Raw genomic sequence first — 17,998 nt, 5'->3', positions numbered from 1 at the left:
AGCCACATTCCCGCCCATCGCGGGGCTGAAGCCAGTTTTTTCCTGAGTCCACTGGTCTCCGGCACCGCCGGAGAGGAAAGACATCGCCATGCGTTCACCCTGCCCGCCCACGCCGGCCCGCACCGCCATCGCGGCCGCAGCCCTCGCTGCCTGCCTCATTCCTGCGGGAGCCCGTGCGCAAGGCACCGCGGCCCTGCCGGAAGTGCAGGTTTCCGGGGCGCAGGACACCGCCGCGACGGAGGGTTCGGGCCAGTACGTCACGCGGGAGATCAGCGTGGGCCGCATGGCACAGTCCGTGCGCGAAACGCCGCAGTCCGTCAGCGTGGTGACGCGCCAGCAACTGGAAGACCGCAACCTCACCAAGGTGGAGGATGCCCTCAAGCAGGTGACCGGCATCACCGTGACGCGCTTCGACGGAGCGGGCAACTACAACACCTTCCAGTCGCGCGGATTCGACCTGGGCTCCATCCAACTGGACGGAGTGGCCATTCCCCAGGGCAACTACAGCACGCTGGACACCGCGATGTACGACCGCATCGAAGTGCTGCGCGGCCCCGCCGGACTGCTGCAGGGCGCGAGCGAGCCCGGCGGCACCGTCAACCTCGTGCGCAAGCGCGCGCAGGCCCGGACGGCCATCGGCGTGGATGCAGCGGCGGGCTCGTTCGGCCTGCGGCGCGGTGTGGCGGACGTGACCGGCGCTCTCAACGCGGAGGGAACGCTGCGCGGGCGCGTGGTCGCCGTCGCAGAGGACCGCGACAGCCATGTGGACACCCTGTTCAACGACAAGCGCATGGGCTACGGCACGATCGAGTGGGACCTCGCGCCGGGCACCACGCTGTCCGTGGGCGGTGCGCGCCAGCGCGTACGCGCCTCCATCGACCAGGGGCTGCCCGCGTATGCCGATGGCCGGCTGCCCGACCTGCCCCGCTCCGCCTTCGGCGGGCTGGCGACCAACCGGCAGGATCTCGAAACCACCGATCTGTTCGCGGAACTGGAACACCGGCTTGCCGGCGGTGGCCGGGTGAGGCTCTCGGTGCGCGACGTGGACCGGGAGGCTTTCTACAGCGCCGCGCGCCCCGACAGCGCGCTTGCCGCCAACGGCAGCTTCACGATGCAGACGGTGGACGGCCTGACCCGCGTGTCGACGCGCAGCTATGACCTGTACACCGAGACACCGTTCGCGCTGGCCGGGCGCACCCATCGCCTGCTGCTCGGCCTCTCGCGCACCGAGAACCGGAGCTACGAAGGCAACTTCGGATACGGGCCCCGCTCCACGGCCAATCTGCTGCGCCCCGACTACAGCCGCCCCTACCCCACCATCGCACTGCCCGGCTACAGCGGCATCACCGACCGCCGGGAGGATGCGCTGTACGGGCAGGTGCAGTGGCAGTTGGCCGATGCGTTGCGGTTGCTCGCCGGAGGGCGTCTGTCGTGGGCCGACGCCACGACGCGCAGCACCTCAACCGGTGCGGTCAGCGCGCGTTCGGCCCCGGGCCGCCAATTCATCCCCACGGTTTCCGCGCTCTACGACTTCCAGCCGAACCTGACCGCGTATGCGAGCTATGCCGAGACCTTCGTCGTGCAGAGCGAGCGCACCGCGGCGGGCGCGCTGCTCGACCCGCGCACGGGCCGGCAGGTGGAGTTGGGCGTGAAGGGGGAATTCCTGCAGAAGCGCCTGCAGGCGCACGCCGCCATCTTCCGCATCCTGGACAGCGACCGCGCCATGGCCGACCCGGTGGTCCAGGGCGCCTCCATCTCCGGCGGCAAGGTGCGTGCGCAGGGTTTCGAGCTGGAAGCGAGCGGGCAGGCCGCCCCTGGCTGGGACGTGGTGGCGGGGTATGCCTACAACGACACTGAGTACCTGCGCGCACCGGTCGCGCAGCAGGGCCTGGCGTTCAGCACCATGACCCCACGGCACAGCGTGAACCTGTTCACGCGCTACGCGTTCACCCACCCTGCCCTGCGCGGCTGGAGCGCGGGAGCGGGCGCCTCCTACCGCAGCGCGTTCTATGCGCGCAGCGGTGCACTGGCGATCGCCTCGGGCGGCTACACGCTGCTCAATGCGCAGATCGGCTACCAGATCAACGACCAGATCGCGCTGGCCCTGTCGGTGGACAACCTGACCGACAAGACCTACTACGAGAAGGTCTCCGGCATTTCCCGCCAGAACTTCTACGGCGAGCCGCGCCGCGTCACCGTGGCGCTGAAGGCGCGCTACTGACTTCCCGGCCGGCCAACAGGCCTTCCGCACTGATTTCTTTTATTCCGTCCACCACCTTTTCAGGAGCTTTTCGATGCCGTCTTCATTCCGCCCCTGGGCCATCGCCCTCTTCGCCGCCAGCAGCGCCATCGGCACCGCCCACGCCCACCAGGTCTGGATCGAGGCCAGCGGCAACCAGGCACGCCTGCAGTTCGGCGAGTACGCCGACAACCTCATCGAGAAGTCGCCGGGCGCACTCGACAAGTTCCAGGGCGTGCCCGTGCTGCAGGCGCAGAAGGCCGGCGCTGCCGCGGCCCGCGTGGAAGGCCAGCGCACGGCCACGGCATTCACCTATGCACTGCCGACCGCTGCCGAGACGCTGTTCGCCGAAGCCACCTATCCCGTGATTGACCGCAGCAAGGGCGGGCAGCCCGCACTGCTCTGGCGTCCCGCAGCGCGCTGGGTGCCCGGATTGGCGCAGGCGGTCGCGGCCACCGCCCCGCTGGATGTGGTTCCGACCGGCCGCGCGGGCGAGTTGCGCGTGGTGTTCAACGGCCAGCCCCTGCCCAAGGCCCAGGTGACGCTGGTCGCTCCTTCCGGCTGGGCGCGCGAAGCCACGACGGGTGCCGACGGTACGGTGCAGTTCGCCCTGCCCTGGAAGGGCCAGTACGTTGCCGAAGTGAAGCATGCCGACAAGACGCCCGGTGAGCGTGCTGGCGAGAAGTTCGGCGAAACGAGCTATCTCACGACGCTCACCTTCGCACAGGCCGACGGTGCAGAGTCGCCGGCCCTGCCGGCTGCGCCCACACGCTGACGTTCCCCCTTGCGCCGGAACGCCGCACCGTGAGGGTGCGGCGTTCCGCGGCCTTGGAGCGGCCAATGAAACTCTTCTGGCGTTGTTGCCGCGTCTTGTCGTACTACCCGTACTGCCTGCGACGCGGCGCCTGGCCAGAACCGCTTCGCCGAGTTTTGTTGGCCGCTCTGAAAGCCCGGCGGCATCCCCGCCCCATTTCCGCCATGTTCCCAGCGGCGATCGACGCATCGCCGCGGGAGGCCCTTTCCTGGATCGCCATGACGCACTTCAAACACGCCCAACACCCACCCGCGCACCCGCGGGCGCTTACCGCCGCCCTGGCAGCCGCTTTCACCAGCCTGTGCGCCCTGGGCACCACAGGCACCCTGCAGGCGCAAGAGCTGCCCGCAGCCGGCAGCACGCCACCCGCCGAAGCCACCCTCGCGCCCGTCACTGTGAACGCGGGCGCCCAGCAGGAAAATCCCACGGGGCCGGTGTCCGGCTTCGTGGCACGCCGTGCGCTGTCGGCATCCAAGACCGACACGCCGCTCATCGAAACGCCGCAGGCCATCAGCGTGATCACGCGCGACCAGATGGAGGCGCAGGGGGTCCAGACGCTGCGCCAGGTCACCTCCTACACGGCGGGCGCGGTCTCGAACTACTTCGACAGCCGCAGCGACACCTTCAAGGCCCGCGGTGGCGATGTGACTCAGTACCTCGATGGACTGGTGCGGTTCACCGGCTACTGGAACGACGCGCGCCCCGATCCCTACACGCTCGAACGCGTTGAATTCCTGCGAGGACCTTCCTCGGTGCTCTACGGTCAGGGCAGCGTCGGCGGCGTGCTGAACCTGACCACCAAGCGCCCACAGGCCGAACGCCAGCGCGAAATCCAGGTCCAGCTGGGCAACCATGCGCGCAAGCAGGTGGCCGCCGACCTTACCGGTCCGCTCGATACCGAAGGCCAGTGGCTCTACCGCCTCGTCGCCGTGGGGCGCGACAGCGACACCCAGGTGAACCATGTGGGCGACGACCGCAAACTCATCGCCCCCTCGCTCACCTGGCGGCCCAGTGCGGCTACGTCGCTCACGCTGCAGGCGCACTACCAGAAGGACAACAGCGGATCGCTCATCGGCTTCTTCCCATGGCAGGGCACGCAGTTGCCCAATGCCTACGGACAGATACCCACGAGCACTTTCATCAGCGAGCCCGGCTGGGACCGCTATGACTCCGAAAGCCGATCCGTCGGTTACCAGTTCAGCCACCAGCTAAACACCGCATGGACCGTCCGCCAGAACCTGCGACGCAACCTCGGCGAAGTGGATTACCGCACGCTCTACACGAGCTTTACCGCCAACCGGGCCACGGGCCGGCCGGCACGGCCGGTGTTCGAGGCCGACAACCGATCCGTGGTGCGGGATGCCAGCTGGACGATGGGCGAATCGCGCCTGACCCTGCTGGACACGCAACTCGAAGGCAAACTGCAATGGGGTGCCGCAGAGCACACCTTGCTCACGGGGCTGGACGCGCAACGCAGCTTCTGGGGCCAGAAAAACTGGCGGGCGCTGGCCCCCGCCATCGATGTCTATGCGCCCGTGTACGGCAACTTCACCGTGCCCACCGCATCGCAGCTCGTCGCCCAGCCCGGCGTGCGCCAGCGCCAGCTCGGTGTCTACGCGCAGGACCAGATCCGCTGGGGCGCCTGGACGGCCACCTTCGGCCTGCGCCACGACAACGCACGCAGCGATACCGACGGCCGCCCGGCCGCCGCAGCCGACGACAAGGCCTGGACCAAACGGGCCGGTGCCACTTACCAGATGGATGGCGGATGGGCACCCTATGTGGGCTATTCCGAATCGTTCCAGCCGTTGGGCGGGGCCGACGTCTATGGCACGCCGTTCAAGCCCCAGCGCGGCGAGCAGTGGGAAGCCGGCGTGAAATGGCAGCCCCCGGGCCGCGGCCTCAGCGGCTTCGTGGCGGTCTACCAACTGCGCGAGAAGAACCGCAAGACCACCGACCCGACCAATCCGCTCAACAGCGTGCAGATCGGCGAAACCAAGACCCGCGGCCTGGAGGCGGAACTCACCGCCAGCCTGGCCCGCACCTGGGACGCGACCCTGGCCTATGCCTACACCGACGCGGTGATCTCCCGCAGCAATACGGGCGACCAGGGCCTGCCCGTGGCCAGTGTTCCAAAGCACACGGCTTCCGCATGGCTGTCGCACCGCTTCGGTTCCGCAGGCCGCGGTGGATGGACGGTGGGCGGAGGCCTGCGCTACACCGGCTCGCAGTGGAGCGGCTCGTCCGCCATCACCACGCCGTCGGCCACCATCGCCGACGCCATGGTCGCCTACGACGCGGGGGACTGGCGGCTTGCCTTCAACGTGGTCAACCTGAGCGACAAGGTCCAGATCACGCAGTGCCTGGCACGGGGCGATTGCTTCTATGGACAGCGCCGGGCCTACACGCTCACGTCCACCTACAGGTTCTGAGGAAGCGGAAGCGCGAGCGCAGCGGGCAGTTGCCACCGGGCCGCTGCCCGCCCATCAGCCCAGCCATGCCTTGGCGAGTGCACCATAGAGCGGTATGCCCAGCACGAGGTTGAAGGGAAACGTGATCCCCAGCGAAAGCCCCACGTAGATGGCGGGACGCGCTTCCGGCATCGCATGCCGCAGCACGGCCGGTACCGCGATGTACGAAGCACTGGCGCCCAGGACGGCCAGCAGAGTGGCCTCCGGCACGGCCAGTCCCGCCAGCTTCGCCAGGGCCAGGGCCAGCACGCCGTGCACCACGGGGCCGGCGACCGCAAACAGGCACAGCAGCGGCCGCGTGCCCTTGAGGCTGCCCAGGCTGCGCGCGGTCAGCAGCCCCATGTCCAACAGGAAGAAAGCCAGCAGGCCCTTGAACAGATCCACCGTGAACGGGTGCATCGCCTGCTCACCCTTCTCGCCGGTGACGACCCCGACCAGCAGCGCCCCGAGGAGCAGCACGGCGCCGCCATCGGTGAAGGCTTCGCGCAATACCTGCCCCATGCGCGGTCCGTCGAATGCACCGCCCCCGCAGGCCATTGCGGCGGTCCCTCCGGTAGGCACGACGGCCGATGCCGGCGCCCGAAGCCAGTGCCCCAACACCACCGCCAAAACGATGGCGGGCGACTCCATCAGCGCCATCGCCGCCGCCATGTAGCCGCCCGCCGGCATGCCCTGCTGCTCCAGCACGTGGCTGGCCGTCACGAAGGTTACGGCACTGACGCTGCCATAGGTGGCCGCCACGGCAGCCGCATCGAACGGCGGCAACAGGCGTTTGATTACGCACCAGGCCATGGCCGGCACGATCAGGGCAAGCGACAGCGCGCACGCCAGTGCCGACGACACCTGCGCCGTCCACCCCGACTGCGCCAGGGCAAAGCCGCCCTTGAGACCGAGCGCCATGAGCAGATACAGAGAGAGGAACCGCGAAAACGGAGCCGGCACTTCCAGGTTGGAGCGCAGGAGCCCGGCCGCCAGGCCGAGCACGAAGAACAGGATCGCAGGGTCGAGAAGATGGTTCATGGAGCCGCATGCTAGGGCTGGACGACAATATTGAAAAATCGATCTTGTCGATTTCATTCATCGACTTATCCCTATGCATGCAACTTTCAGACAGCTGCAGTTGATGCTGGCGCTCGCCGAGACCGGCTCGGTGACCGGTGCAGCGCGCCAGTGCCACGTCACGCAGCCCACGGCCTCCATGCAACTCAAGGAGCTGTCCGATGCGATCGGCCTGCCGCTCTACGAAAGGGTGGGCAAGCGCCTGCACCTGACCCAGGCGGGAGAGGCAGCGGCAGGTACCGCACGCGCGATTGCGGCGGAATGGGAGACGCTGGAGCAGCGCGTGGCTGCGCTCAAGGGCGTCAGCCAGGGCCGTCTGCGGCTGGCGGTGGCAAGCACCGCCAAGTACTTCATTCCGCGCATGCTCGGCAGGTTCTGTGCAGAGCACCCGGGTGTGGACGTCGCTTTGCAGGTGCTCAACCGAGACGGCGTTGTCCAGCGCCTGCTGGCGAACGAAGACGATCTCTACATCCTGTCGGTCCCGCCACGCGGCGTTCCGCACGACCGGCAGGTCCTGCTGAGCAATCCGCTGGTGGTCATTGCAGCGATCGACCATCCGCTCGCTGCGCGCCGGCGTGTGCGCCTGGAGCATTTGCGCAAGGAGCCGTTCATCCTGCGCGAGACTGGCTCAGGCACGCGGCTTGCCATCGACGAGCATTTCAAGGCCCTGGGCTTTGCGCCGCGCGTCCGTCTGGAACTGGGAAGCAACGAGGCCATCAAGCAATCGGTGGCCGCGCGCATGGGACTGGGCCTGGTGTCGAGGCATGCGTTGGCCGCCGACCCCACCGCAGAAGGCATAACGATCCTGCGAGCGGAACGGATGCCCATACCCTCCTCCTGGTATGTGCTCTGGCCCCCGGGGAAACGCTTCTCGCCCATTGCAGAAACCTTCCTGCAGCAGTTGCTGCAGCAGGCCCGGGGGTGGGAAGTGCATTCATAGCCGGCTCCGCCGCCGTGGCCCTGCCGAAGCCCTGGTCCGGCCGGTGCCGGAACAGGGCCGGCTCAGCGGCAGGGTTCAGCGAGTGGCGGCGGGCACGTCAATCCGGCAACACCCATGCACTCAGTTCTTCGGCCTGTTCAAGGCATTGTTCGTGGTGGCTCGCGCCATGGGTCCAGCGCCCCACGAAAAGCAGCGGCGGCACGGCTGCACACGGCACGCGGCCTTCACCCTCCTGCCAGCCTTCGACAAAGGCTTCGTTCAGGGCTTGGATTTCCACCCTGGCCCGCGCCGACGCATCGAGCACGTGCCTGCGGAACGCATTCCAGGCCTTGTCTTCGAGCCCCGCAGGGCCGGGCGGGCCCGATGCCGCATCGGCATCTGCCGGCGTCTCGCTCGCCAAGGGCGAAGGGGGCGTTCCCGGCAGGCCGATCGGCCGGTAATGCAAGTCCGCCAACGGATCGGTGCGCAAGGCATCGCTCTGCCCGTCCTGCGCGCCCTCCCGGGTGCACGAAAAAGACCATGGGCCCGGCCGATCCGCAGCCGGCTGCCAGTCGATCCCGCAGAGGGGCCAGGCAGCCGTCGGGCCCGCCAGCGCGTCGGCGCCGGAGCTTCGGCCCGCCCCACCGCGCACCCCGTCCGCACTTTCGAGGATGTCGCCCACACGCACGCCAAAAGCAGCTGTCGCGCTGTCGAAGGCCAGCGCACGCAATGCATCGCCTGCGGAAGTGGTCATCACACAGAGGTCGAACAGCCGGACGCGGCCGTTCTGCTGGACTTCGACCACATCGCTCATCACCCGTACCTGGGCACGCCCGCCCGTGCGCAACGCCACGGCAACCCGGCTATCCGAACGCGACTCGAGATGCCCGGCCAACGTCTCGGCCCACTTGCGTGCGCCCTCGTTGGCTGCTCCGCCGTCGCTGCAGGCCAGCCCCCCATCCTGCAGACGGAGGTGTTCCAGCACCAAACGCAGAGGGGTCGCCGCAGGGCCTGCAGGGTCGCAGAAGGGCTGGGCAGCGATGCGGGGGTAATAGGAGCGGTCCCGCACCTGCACGAGGGAGTCGGCCAAGCCGGGATCTCTCCAGTCGAGGGCCGCACCCAGCATCCGTACGGCCGCGCCGAGCATGGCCTCCGGATCGCTCAGGCAGTCTTCAAAGAAGTGCCCGCAGCTGTATTCGAGCCCGGGACTGTGCAGCTCCAGGGCCGCATGCTGTACGGCACTGACGAGCAGCGCATGCGCGTCCTGCTCGCCGCCGGCTTCGGCGGCATCCCAGGCCGGTGCAGCCATGCGCACGGACCGGGACGCCGGCGCCACCAGTGTGCGCCGTGTTTCGTAGAGATGGATGTCCAGCCCGGCGCCGAGACGGCGTGCGCGCTGCATGAGGTGATAAGCCGACGCGAGGCCCGAAAGCCCCCCGCCCACGATGGCCACGTGCAGAACATCGTCTGCATCGCCGTGGTTTGACATGTTCGTCGCCTTCTTCCGTTGCGATGGCTGTGAATGTGCATGCACAGCCGGTGGTAATCAAGATGGCCCCGGTCCAACAGCCCGGATAGATCCGTCTGACGGAACGGTGGCCCGGAATTCCCCAAAAAAGCGAATCCATGGGTCTTCCGCTTTACGGATCATCGGCCCTAGAGGATTCAATGCAGCCGCCGCCTGCGAAACGGTCACCCTGGCGGCGAATTACCGTGACTTTCACCGACGTGCAGACGGGAAGGAACGTTCATCGCTCTACCCGATGGCCTGGATCGATCTTTTATGAGATGGCCTGCCGGCCGCTGCATGGAAGAAAAGGGCACAGGCCCGTCCCCCTGCGAGAACCGCCGCCGAGAATCGCCGGCCCCGTCTCTATACGGAGGCCCTGGCGTCTTTTGCGAAATAGATGTTGGCGGCCGAACGGAAAAGCAAAAAGACGATGACCGCGAAAATCACCGCGCCCGGAATCAACGCCAGCTTGATCGGCGAAGTGAAGAGCCCGACCAACAGACCGATACCGCCCCACAAGGCGTACAGGAGACGGCCCCAGGCCAGCCCCTTCAAAATGGCAAAAGCACAAACGATCTGCAAGCCCAACCCGCCGTAGGACAGCACATACTGCACGGATATCGGTAGTGCGCTTTGTTCCATCAGGGCTGCCGTTTCGGGATTTCCGTGCGAAGCCACGGACATTGCCAGAGCCAAAGCGGCAGAAATCAAAAGAAACCACGCGGCGATGGTCACGGACCTCGGACGGATGGATTGCATGACTAACTCCCCCTCATCACAAATATTTTCCTGATAGGAAAGGATTATGGCGAAGGGCCAGGGTAGCGCGGAGCAGACCATGCTCGGATTTCAGCGCCTCAACAAACCACCAGGGGAGGAAGGCGGCGATGCGGCAGCCATCCTGTCCCGCGCTTTCGCCCGCACGTCTGACTTCCCTGTCCGGAAAGAGCCATGCAGGTGCCATGCAATTCCCGAGGCACGTTTCCAGGGGTGCCGGCAAAGCGCTGTCGCACGCCACAGAACAACCTGCGGCTGCCACAGGATCGACAGGCTCCAATTGGATAGCAAGCCCAGGGGCAGAGGCTGCTACCGCCGCGATGGTCGCGAGGCCCCCGGTGTTGCGCGAGGGCAGGCGTGGCCGCCTGCCCTGCGCATCGGCATCACACGTTCGTGATCGACACCGCGCGGGTGTTGAGGTGGGCCTCGATGGCTTCCGGGCCGCCTTCGGAGCCATAGCCCGAGTCCTTGAGTCCACCAAAAGGCAGCTCGGCCGATGGCGATGCCGGTTGGTTGATCCACAGCATCCCGACCTCCAGCCGCTGGGAAAGCAGATGGGCGTACTTCAGCGAACGCGTGAAGGCATAGCCGGCCAACCCGTAGGGCAGGCGGTTCGCCTCGGCGATGGCATCCTCGATCTTCTCGAAACCGCGCACCGCGGCCACGGGACCGAAAGGCTCTTCATTGAAGATGCGGGCCGACACCGGAACATCGTTCAGCACGGTGGGCTGGAAGAAATTGCCGTCGCCGCCGATGCGCTCGCCGCCAGCAGCCACCTCGGCGCCGTGCTGCACCGCGTCCTCCAGCAATTCGGCCATGGCAGTGATCCGGCGCGGATTGGCCAGTGGCCCCATCTGCGTTCCATCGGTCAGGCCATCGCCCACCTTCAGGTTCTGCGCGTGGCGCGCCAGAGCGGCCACAAAGTCCTTGCGGATGCTCTCGTGCACCAGGAAGCGCGTGGGCGAGATACAGACCTGGCCGGCATTGCGGAACTTCGCGCCGCCCGCTGCCTTGATGGCAAGCTCCACATCCGCGTCCTCGGCCACGATCACGGGGGCATGGCCACCGAGTTCCATGGTGACACGCTTCATGTGTTGGCCTGCGAGCGCCGCGAGCTGCTTGCCGACGGGCGTGGAGCCCGTGAAAGTCACCTTGCGGATGATCGGATGCGGGATGAGGTAGCTGGAGATCTCGGCAGGATTGCCGTAGACCAGGCCCACGGTGCCGGCCGGCACGCCTGCATCGGCAAACGCCCGGATCAGCTCGGCAGGGCTTGCAGGCGTTTCTTCGGGAGCCTTCACGAGGATCGAGCAACCGGAAGCCAGTGCCGCAGCCAGCTTGCGCACCACCTGGTTGATGGGGAAGTTCCAGGGCGTGAAGGCCGCCACCGGGCCCACCGGGTCCTTGAGCACCAGTTGCCGCACGGCGAGGCTGCCACGCGCCGGCACGATGCGGCCGTAGATGCGCTGGCCTTCATCGGCGAACCATTCGATGATGTCGGCGGCCGCATTGGCCTCGACCTTCGCCTCGGCCAGGGGCTTGCCCTGTTCCTGCGTGAGGATGCGGGCAATGGCATCGGAACGCTCGCGCATGAGTGCAGCGGCGCGGCGCATGGTGCGGGCACGCTCCACCGCAGGCATGTCGCGCCAGGTTTCGAAGCCCTTCTGGGCGGCTTCCAGGGCGCGGTCCAGGTCGGCCTTGCCGGCATGGGCCACCCGTCCGATTTCCTTGCCCGTGGCCGGGTTGTGCACGGCAATGGTCTTGCCGTCGGCAGCATCCTGCCATTCACCGGCGATGAAAAGGCGTGTGCTCGGATACGTCATGCAAAGTGCTCCTGCGTTAGCTGAGATGGGAGGGTGAAAGGGGAACGGAAGAGAAACTGCGGGACCGGGGTGCCCGGTGCCTGTGGCCACGCGGATCCCCGGACCGGGCGCGGCAGCCAAGGGGCACTATAGGCCGGTTGGCGCGACAGTGCTGTCGCCAGGGCGTTTGCCACACCGCATGTTTCCCATGTTGCGGGCTTTTTCAGTGGCGCAGAGCTATGGTGTCATCCACCTGTGCTCGTGGGCGCACCCTCTCCCCAGCCGCCGCCAAGCGCCCGGATCAGCCCCACGGTGGCCGTGTACTGGGCTGTGCGCACCTGCAGGGCCTGCCGGCGGTTGCGCAGTTCGCTGCGCCGCGCGTCGAGCAACTCCAGTTGGCTTACGAAACCATTGCGGTAACGCGCATCGGAGAGCTGTGTCGCGCGCGCGGCCGAATCCACGGCCCGGCCCTGCGCATCGGCCTGCGCCGAGAGCAAGCGCAGTGCGCCCAACTGGTCCTCCACCTCACGGAAGGCGCCGAGTACCTGGCCTCGATGCGCTGCCAGGGCCTCGTCGAGGCGGGCACGGGCGCCCTCTTCCTGCGCCGCGCGACGACCGCCGTCGAAAAGGGGCAGCGAAAGCAAGGCCCCCACACTCCACGCACGCGCCGACCACTGGAACAGATCCCCCAGTTCCGGGGAGGCATAGCCTCCGCTGCTGGTGAGCGTGATGGCCGGAAACCAGGCGGCCTGCGCGACACCCACACGCGCCTGCGCGGCCAGCACGGCGGCCTGGGCCGCGGACACATCGGGCCGGCGTGCCAGCACCGTCCCCGGCACCCCCGCCGGTATCACGGGCAGCGCGGCCTCGCTCGCCGCGGGCTGCACTGAGAAGCCACTGGCCACTTCACCGGACAGCACGGCCAGCGCGTTCTGCAGCAATACCTGCTGGCGCTCCAACGCCAGGGCTTCCGACTCGGTGGCAGCCACCTCGGTCTGGACGCGAGCGACGTCGAGCTCTGCCACGTCCCCCGCCTGGTAACGCCGCTGGGTCAACCTGAACGTATCGCGGTAGGCGGCCAGGCTTTCGTCCACCAGCGCCCGCTCGCTCTGCACGGAGCGCAATTGGAGGTAGGTCTGGGCTGCATCAGCCTGCACCAGCAGGCGCGTACTCTGCAGCAGCGCCGCCCGCGCGTCGGCATCCAGCCGGGCTGCATCGCTCGCGCGGGAGAGGCGGCCGAATAGGTCCAGTTCATACGAGAGGTTCAGTCCTGCCGTTCCGAGCGTGGCGGGTGCGCTGCCTCCCGTGGTGCCGGCACCGGCCTGGCGTGCCACGCCGGTGCTGGCGCCGACCTGCGGCGAACGGTCGGCGTTGGCCGACCGCAGCAGGGCCCGGGCCTGCGCCAAGCGCGCCGCGGCCTGGCCCACATCGGTGTTGGCCTCGCCAGCGCGCTCGACCAATGCACTCAGCACGGGATCTCCAAAGGCCAGCCACCAGGCGCCGCGCGCCTGGGCCTCCGCAGGCAACGCGGTGGTCCAGGGCACCGCCCCTGCGGCGGCCTGCGCGAACGCCGAAGGCACGGCCACACCCGCGTGGGGGTCGGGAGGTGACAGCGGCGTGCCCATGCAACCGGCCAGGGCCAGGGCTGCCACCAGGGGCGCCAGCCTCGGCAGGCGCGCGGAAGACTTCATCCAGGAGGAGTTCATGGCTGCAATTCCTTGTTCACGAAGAGCGTTCATTCGTGGGCTCCGCGGGGTGCCGCCAGCACGGGATGGGCACTTGCGCCCGGCCCCGCGTCGGAGAGGGGCGCGGTGTGCCCGCCGTGGTGCTGCAGCGGTCGGTTGCCGGCCAGCCGGCGCAGCACCACGTAGAAGACGGGCGTGAGGAACAGGCCGAAGGCCGTGACACCGATCATTCCTGCGAAGACCGCCACGCCCATGGCGCTGCGCATCTCCGAACCCGCGCCCGTCGACAGCACCAGCGGCAGCACGCCCATCACGAAAGCCAGGGAGGTCATGAGGATGGGCCGCAGGCGCAGCCGGCTGGCCTCGATGGCGGCCTGCACGGGTGTGCGCCCGGCGAATTCGAGTTCGCGCGCGAACTCCACGATCAGGATGGCATTCTTTGCAGACAGCCCCACCAGCACGATGAGCCCGATCTGCGTGAACACGTTGTTGTCTCCGCCGGACATCCACACGCCAGCCATTGCAGCCAGCAGGCCCATCGGCACGATGAGGATGATGGCGATCGGCAGCGTCAGGCTCTCGTATTGCGCAGCCAGCACCAGGAACACCAGCAGGATCGCGATGGGGAACACCAGCACCGCAGAATTGCCCGCCAGGATCTCCTGGTAGGTCAGTTCCGTCCATTCGAAGCCAATGCCCTGCGGCAGCGTTTCGGCGGCAACGCGTTCGATGGCTGCCTGCGCCTGCCCCGACGAGAAGCCGGGCGCGGGCCCGCCGTTCACGTCGGCGGACAGGAACCCGTTGTAGCGCATGGCACGCTCCGGACCGAAGCTGGGCTCGACCTTCATCAGCGCCGACAGCGGCACCATCTCGCCCGAGGCCGACCGCACCTTGAGCAGCCCCACGTCTTCGGGCCGGGCGCGGTAGGCCGCGTCGGCCTGCACGCGCACGCTGTAGGTACGGCCGAACTGGTTAAAGTCGTTGGCGTAAAGGCTGCCCAGGTAGATCTGCAGGGTTTCGAAAATGTCCGTCACCGGCACCCCGAGCTGGCGCGCCTTGGTGCGATCGATGTGGGCATAGAGCTGCGGCACGTTCACTTGCCAGCTCGTGAAAAGGCCCGCCAACTCGGGCGTCTGGTAGGCCTTCGCCATGAAAGCCTTCATGGCCGCATCCATGGCCTCGTAGCCGAGCGAGGCCCGGTCCTCGATCTGCAGCTTGAAACCACCCGTGGTCCCCAATCCCGCAACCGGCGGCGGCGGGAACATCGCGATGAACGCATCCTGGATGCTGCCGAAGGCCTGGTTCAACTGCCCTGCGACCGCACCGCCGCTCTGGTCCGCGCGCTTGCGCTCGGCGAACGGCTTGAGCGTGACGAACACGATGCCTGCGTTGGAGCTGTTGGTGAAGCCATTGATGGACAGCCCCGGGAAGGCGATGGCGTCTTCGACGTTCGGGTTCTTCTTCACGATGTCGCCCATGCGGCGGATCACATCTTCGGTGCGGTCCAGCGTGGCGCCGTCCGGCAACTGGGCGAAGCCCACCAGGTACTGTTTGTCCTGCGCAGGCACGAAGCCACCCGGCACGGCCTTGAACAGTCCCCACGTGGCGCCCACGAGCACGAGGTACACCGCCAGCATCAGCGCCTTGCGTCCGATCACACGGCGCACACCGCCGCTGTAGGCGTCCGACCCCCTGTGAAACACCGCGTTGAAGCGGCGGAAGAACCCGCCCAGCACCCGGTCCATGCCCCGCGTGAGCGCATCCTTGGGCTCATGATGTCCCTTGAGAAGCAGCGCGCTGAGCGCCGGCGACAGCGTGAGCGAATTGATGGCCGAGATCACCGTGGAGATCGCGATGGTCACCGCGAACTGGCGGTAGAACTGCCCGGTGAGTCCGCTGATGAAGGCCAGCGGCACGAACACCGCCACCAGCACGAGAGCGATGGCGATGATGGGCCCGGAGACCTCGCGCATCGCGCGGTAGGTTGCCTCGCGCGGGGTGAGGCCGGCCTCGATGTTGCGTTCCACGTTCTCCACCACCACGATGGCGTCGTCCACCACGATGCCGATGGCCAGCACCAGGCCGAAGAGCGACAGCGCGTTGATCGAAAAACCCAGCAGGTGCAGCACGGCGAACGTGCCCACCACCGACACCGGCACGGCCAGCAGCGGAATGATGGAAGCGCGCCAGGTCTGCAGGAACAGGATCACCACGACCACCACCAGCGCAATGGCCTCCAGCAGCGTCTGCACCACCGACTTGATCGATGCACGCACGAATTGCGTCGGGTCATAAGCGATGCGGAACTCCACACCTTCCGGCATGTTTTTCTGCAGCTCTTGCATGGTGGCGCGCACGTTCGAAGAAATGTCGAGCGCGTTCGATCCCGGGGCCTGGAAAATGCCCATGCCCACCGCCGGATCGTTGTTGAGGAGCGACCGCAGCGAATAGTCCGCGGCACCCAGTTCCAGGCGCGCGACATCGCGCAGGCGCGTCACCGCACCATCGCTACCGGCCTTGACGATGATGTCGCCGAACTCTTCTTCGGTCGCTAGACGGCCTTGCGCGTTGATCGACAGCTGCATGTCCACGCCGGGCAGTCCCGGAGAGGCACCGACCACCCCGGCCGCAGCCTGCACGTTCTGGCCACGAATGGCCGCCACCACGTCGCTGGCCGAAAGCCCGCGCTGTGCCACTTTCTGCGGATCGAGCCAGGCACGCATGGAATAGTCGCCACCCCCGAAGATCTGCACCTGCCCCACACCCTGGATGCGCGCCAGCCGGTCCTTCACGTTGAGTACGGCGTAGTTGCGCAGGTAGTCGATGCCATAACGGCCATTGGGCGACACCATGTGCACCACCATGGTCAGGTCGGGCGCGCTCTTGACGGTCGTCACCCCCAGGCGACGCACTTCTTCCGGCAGGCGTGGCTCGGCCTGGGAAACACGGTTCTGCACGAGCTGCTGCGCCTTGTCCGGATCCGTGCCCAGCTTGAAGGTGACGGTCAGGGTCATCACGCCGTCCGTCGTGGCCTGGCTGCCCATGTAGAGCATGCCTTCCACGCCGTTGATGGATTCCTCCAGTGGCGTGGCCACCGTTTCGGCGATCACCTTCGGGTTGGCACCCGGATAGGTGGCGCGCACCACCACGGAGGGCGGTGCCACTTCCGGATACTCCGAAATGGGCAGCACGCGCATGGCGATGAGCCCGGCCAGGAAGATGATCACCGACAGCACCCCGGCGAAGATGGGGCGATCGATGAAGAAGCGGGAGAGATTCATTGCGGTATGTCTTTCTCTGCGGAACAGGGCCCTGTGCTCAGGCCGCCGGCTGGCGCGCTGCGGCACGCGCCTGGGCGCCTTCGCCGGCCAGTTCGGCCTTGGTGGCCATCGGCACGTCTTGCGGAGCGACCTGCATGCCCGGGCGCACACGCTGCAGACCGTTGACGACCACGCGGTCGCCCACCTTGAGGCCAGCGGTCACCACGCGCAGTCCGTTGACCGGCGCACCCAGCTGCACTTCGCGGTACTCGGCCTGGTTGCCAGCGCCGACCACCAGCACGAATTTCTTGCTTTGGTCGGTACCCACTGCACGCTCGTTGACCAGAATGGCTTGCGTACTGCGGGCCTGCGCCATGCGGATGCGAGCGAATTGCCCGGGAATGAGCGCCCCGTCCGCGTTGTCGAACACGGCGCGCACCCGCACCGTGCCGCTGCGGGCATCCACCTGGTTGTCGATGAGCTGGAGGTGCCCGGCATGGGGCGTGCCGCCGCTCGTGCCGGTGCCCATCTGCACGTCGATGCTCTCGATCAAGGCACGCGCGCTCTTGCCGGAGCGCAAGCCTTCCAGGGCCCGCGTCACCACCTGCTCATCGGTGTCGAAGCTCGCATAGATCGGGCTCACCGATACCAGCGTGGTCAACACCGGGGCACCGGCGCCGGAAGCCACGAGGTTGCCCTGCGTGACTTCGATGCGGCCGACACGGCCGGCCACCGGGGCCCGCACCTGCGTGTAGCCCAGATTGAGGCGCGCCGTCTGCAGGGCGGCCTGGGCCGCGCGCAGGTTGGCATCGGCCTCGCGCTGGGCGTTCACGCGTTCATCGCGCTCGCGCTGGGCAATGGCCCGCTCTTCCCAGAGGCGTGCGGAGCGCTCCATCTCGCTGCGCGTGTACGACTGGCGGGCCTGCGCCGCGACCACCTGTGCCTCGGCACGGTCCACTTCGGCCGCGTAGGGCGCCGGATCCACGGTGAAGAGCAGCTCGCCCTGCTTCACGAGGGCCCCTTCCCGGAAATGCACGGACTGGACCGCTCCGGCCACGCGCGGCCGGACCTCCACGCGCTGCACGGCCTCCAAACGGCCCGAGAACTCGTCCCAGAGAGTGATCTCCTGCTGCAGTACCGAGGCCACGGAAACGGGCACCGCCGGGGGCGCTGCGTTCGCGGCGGGCGCCTCGGCGTGCGAGTTGGACAGACCGAACACCGCGCCGGCAGTGGCGACAAGCGCCCCCGCAGCGCCTGCAGCGGTCCACCACCGGCGTGCGGGCGAAAAAAGGGATGGCTTCGTTGATGGCATGGCAGATCCTCCGGGTCCTTGGAAACAGATTCAGTGAACAGAAAAAAGCGGTCGAAGGCCGGCTTCGGGCAAAGCCGTGCCCCTCCAGCGTCGTGGCTGGAAAAAACGTCAATCAGATGGGCGCCGTGCTGCTGCAGCGGCGAATGTCAG

Annotated in this window: 11 protein-coding genes; 4 read left to right on the top strand and 7 right to left on the bottom strand. The window is 67.5% G+C overall.

The annotated features are described in order from the left end of the window. Window positions 1-88 precede the first annotated feature (88 nt). The 3 genes from BM144_RS02285 to BM144_RS02275 all read left to right on the top strand — a co-directional run bounded on the left by BM144_RS02285 (window position 89) and on the right by BM144_RS02275 (window position 5,485). Complete coding sequence (locus tag BM144_RS02285; protein ID WP_092949358.1) at window positions 89-2,221, top strand: TonB-dependent siderophore receptor; 2,133 nt, start codon at window positions 89-91, stop codon at window positions 2,219-2,221. Between the two features lie 73 nt (window positions 2,222-2,294). Beyond that, window positions 2,295-3,014, top strand: a complete 720-nt coding sequence (locus BM144_RS02280) for a DUF4198 domain-containing protein (RefSeq protein WP_092949356.1) — start codon at window positions 2,295-2,297, stop codon at window positions 3,012-3,014. 257 nt (window positions 3,015-3,271) lie between these two features. Further along, entirely contained in the window at window positions 3,272-5,485 is a 2,214-nt protein-coding gene (locus BM144_RS02275; RefSeq protein ID WP_092949568.1) for a TonB-dependent siderophore receptor, read from the top strand. A gap of 54 nt (window positions 5,486-5,539) precedes the next feature. Here BM144_RS02275 and BM144_RS02270 read toward each other — a convergent pair whose 3' ends face one another. Next, a complete protein-coding gene (locus BM144_RS02270) occupies window positions 5,540-6,544 on the bottom strand; it encodes a sodium-dependent bicarbonate transport family permease (protein WP_092949354.1) in 1,005 nt (334 codons plus the stop codon). A 73-nt stretch (window positions 6,545-6,617) separates the two neighbouring features. Between BM144_RS02270 and BM144_RS02265 the strand changes: the two genes are divergently transcribed. Beyond that, window positions 6,618-7,523, top strand: a complete 906-nt coding sequence (locus tag BM144_RS02265) for a LysR family transcriptional regulator (RefSeq protein ID WP_092949352.1) — start codon at window positions 6,618-6,620, stop codon at window positions 7,521-7,523. A 97-nt stretch (window positions 7,524-7,620) separates the two neighbouring features. On the opposite strand, the gene BM144_RS22510 is transcribed toward BM144_RS02265, so the two are convergent. The 6 genes from BM144_RS22510 to BM144_RS02235 form a co-directional block, all read right to left on the bottom strand. After that, window positions 7,621-8,991: an NAD(P)-binding protein gene (locus tag BM144_RS22510; RefSeq protein ID WP_139225615.1), complete on the bottom strand. Its 1,371-nt coding sequence runs from the start codon at window positions 8,989-8,991 to the stop codon at window positions 7,621-7,623. A gap of 384 nt (window positions 8,992-9,375) precedes the next feature. Beyond that, window positions 9,376-9,747, bottom strand: a complete 372-nt coding sequence (locus BM144_RS02255; protein WP_217644314.1) for a hypothetical protein — start codon at window positions 9,745-9,747, stop codon at window positions 9,376-9,378. A 425-nt stretch (window positions 9,748-10,172) separates the two neighbouring features. Then, window positions 10,173-11,612, bottom strand: a complete 1,440-nt coding sequence (locus BM144_RS02250) for an NAD-dependent succinate-semialdehyde dehydrogenase (protein ID WP_092949350.1) — start codon at window positions 11,610-11,612, stop codon at window positions 10,173-10,175. Between the two features lie 224 nt (window positions 11,613-11,836). After that, window positions 11,837-13,297, bottom strand: a complete 1,461-nt coding sequence (locus tag BM144_RS02245) for an efflux transporter outer membrane subunit (protein ID WP_139225614.1) — start codon at window positions 13,295-13,297, stop codon at window positions 11,837-11,839. A gap of 29 nt (window positions 13,298-13,326) precedes the next feature. Continuing rightward, entirely contained in the window at window positions 13,327-16,557 is a 3,231-nt protein-coding gene (locus tag BM144_RS02240) for an efflux RND transporter permease subunit (RefSeq protein WP_092949348.1), read from the bottom strand. 37 nt (window positions 16,558-16,594) lie between these two features. Beyond that, a complete protein-coding gene (locus tag BM144_RS02235; RefSeq protein WP_092949346.1) occupies window positions 16,595-17,848 on the bottom strand; it encodes an efflux RND transporter periplasmic adaptor subunit in 1,254 nt (417 codons plus the stop codon). Window positions 17,849-17,998: the final 150 nt, after the last annotated feature.

The sequence above is a fragment of the Paracidovorax konjaci genome, from assembly GCF_900112675.1.
GTDB classification, from domain to species: Bacteria; Pseudomonadota; Gammaproteobacteria; order Burkholderiales; family Burkholderiaceae_C; genus Paracidovorax; species Paracidovorax konjaci.
The sequence above is the reverse complement of the archived record's forward strand: the minus strand, read 5'-3'. Positions and strand labels throughout refer to the sequence as shown.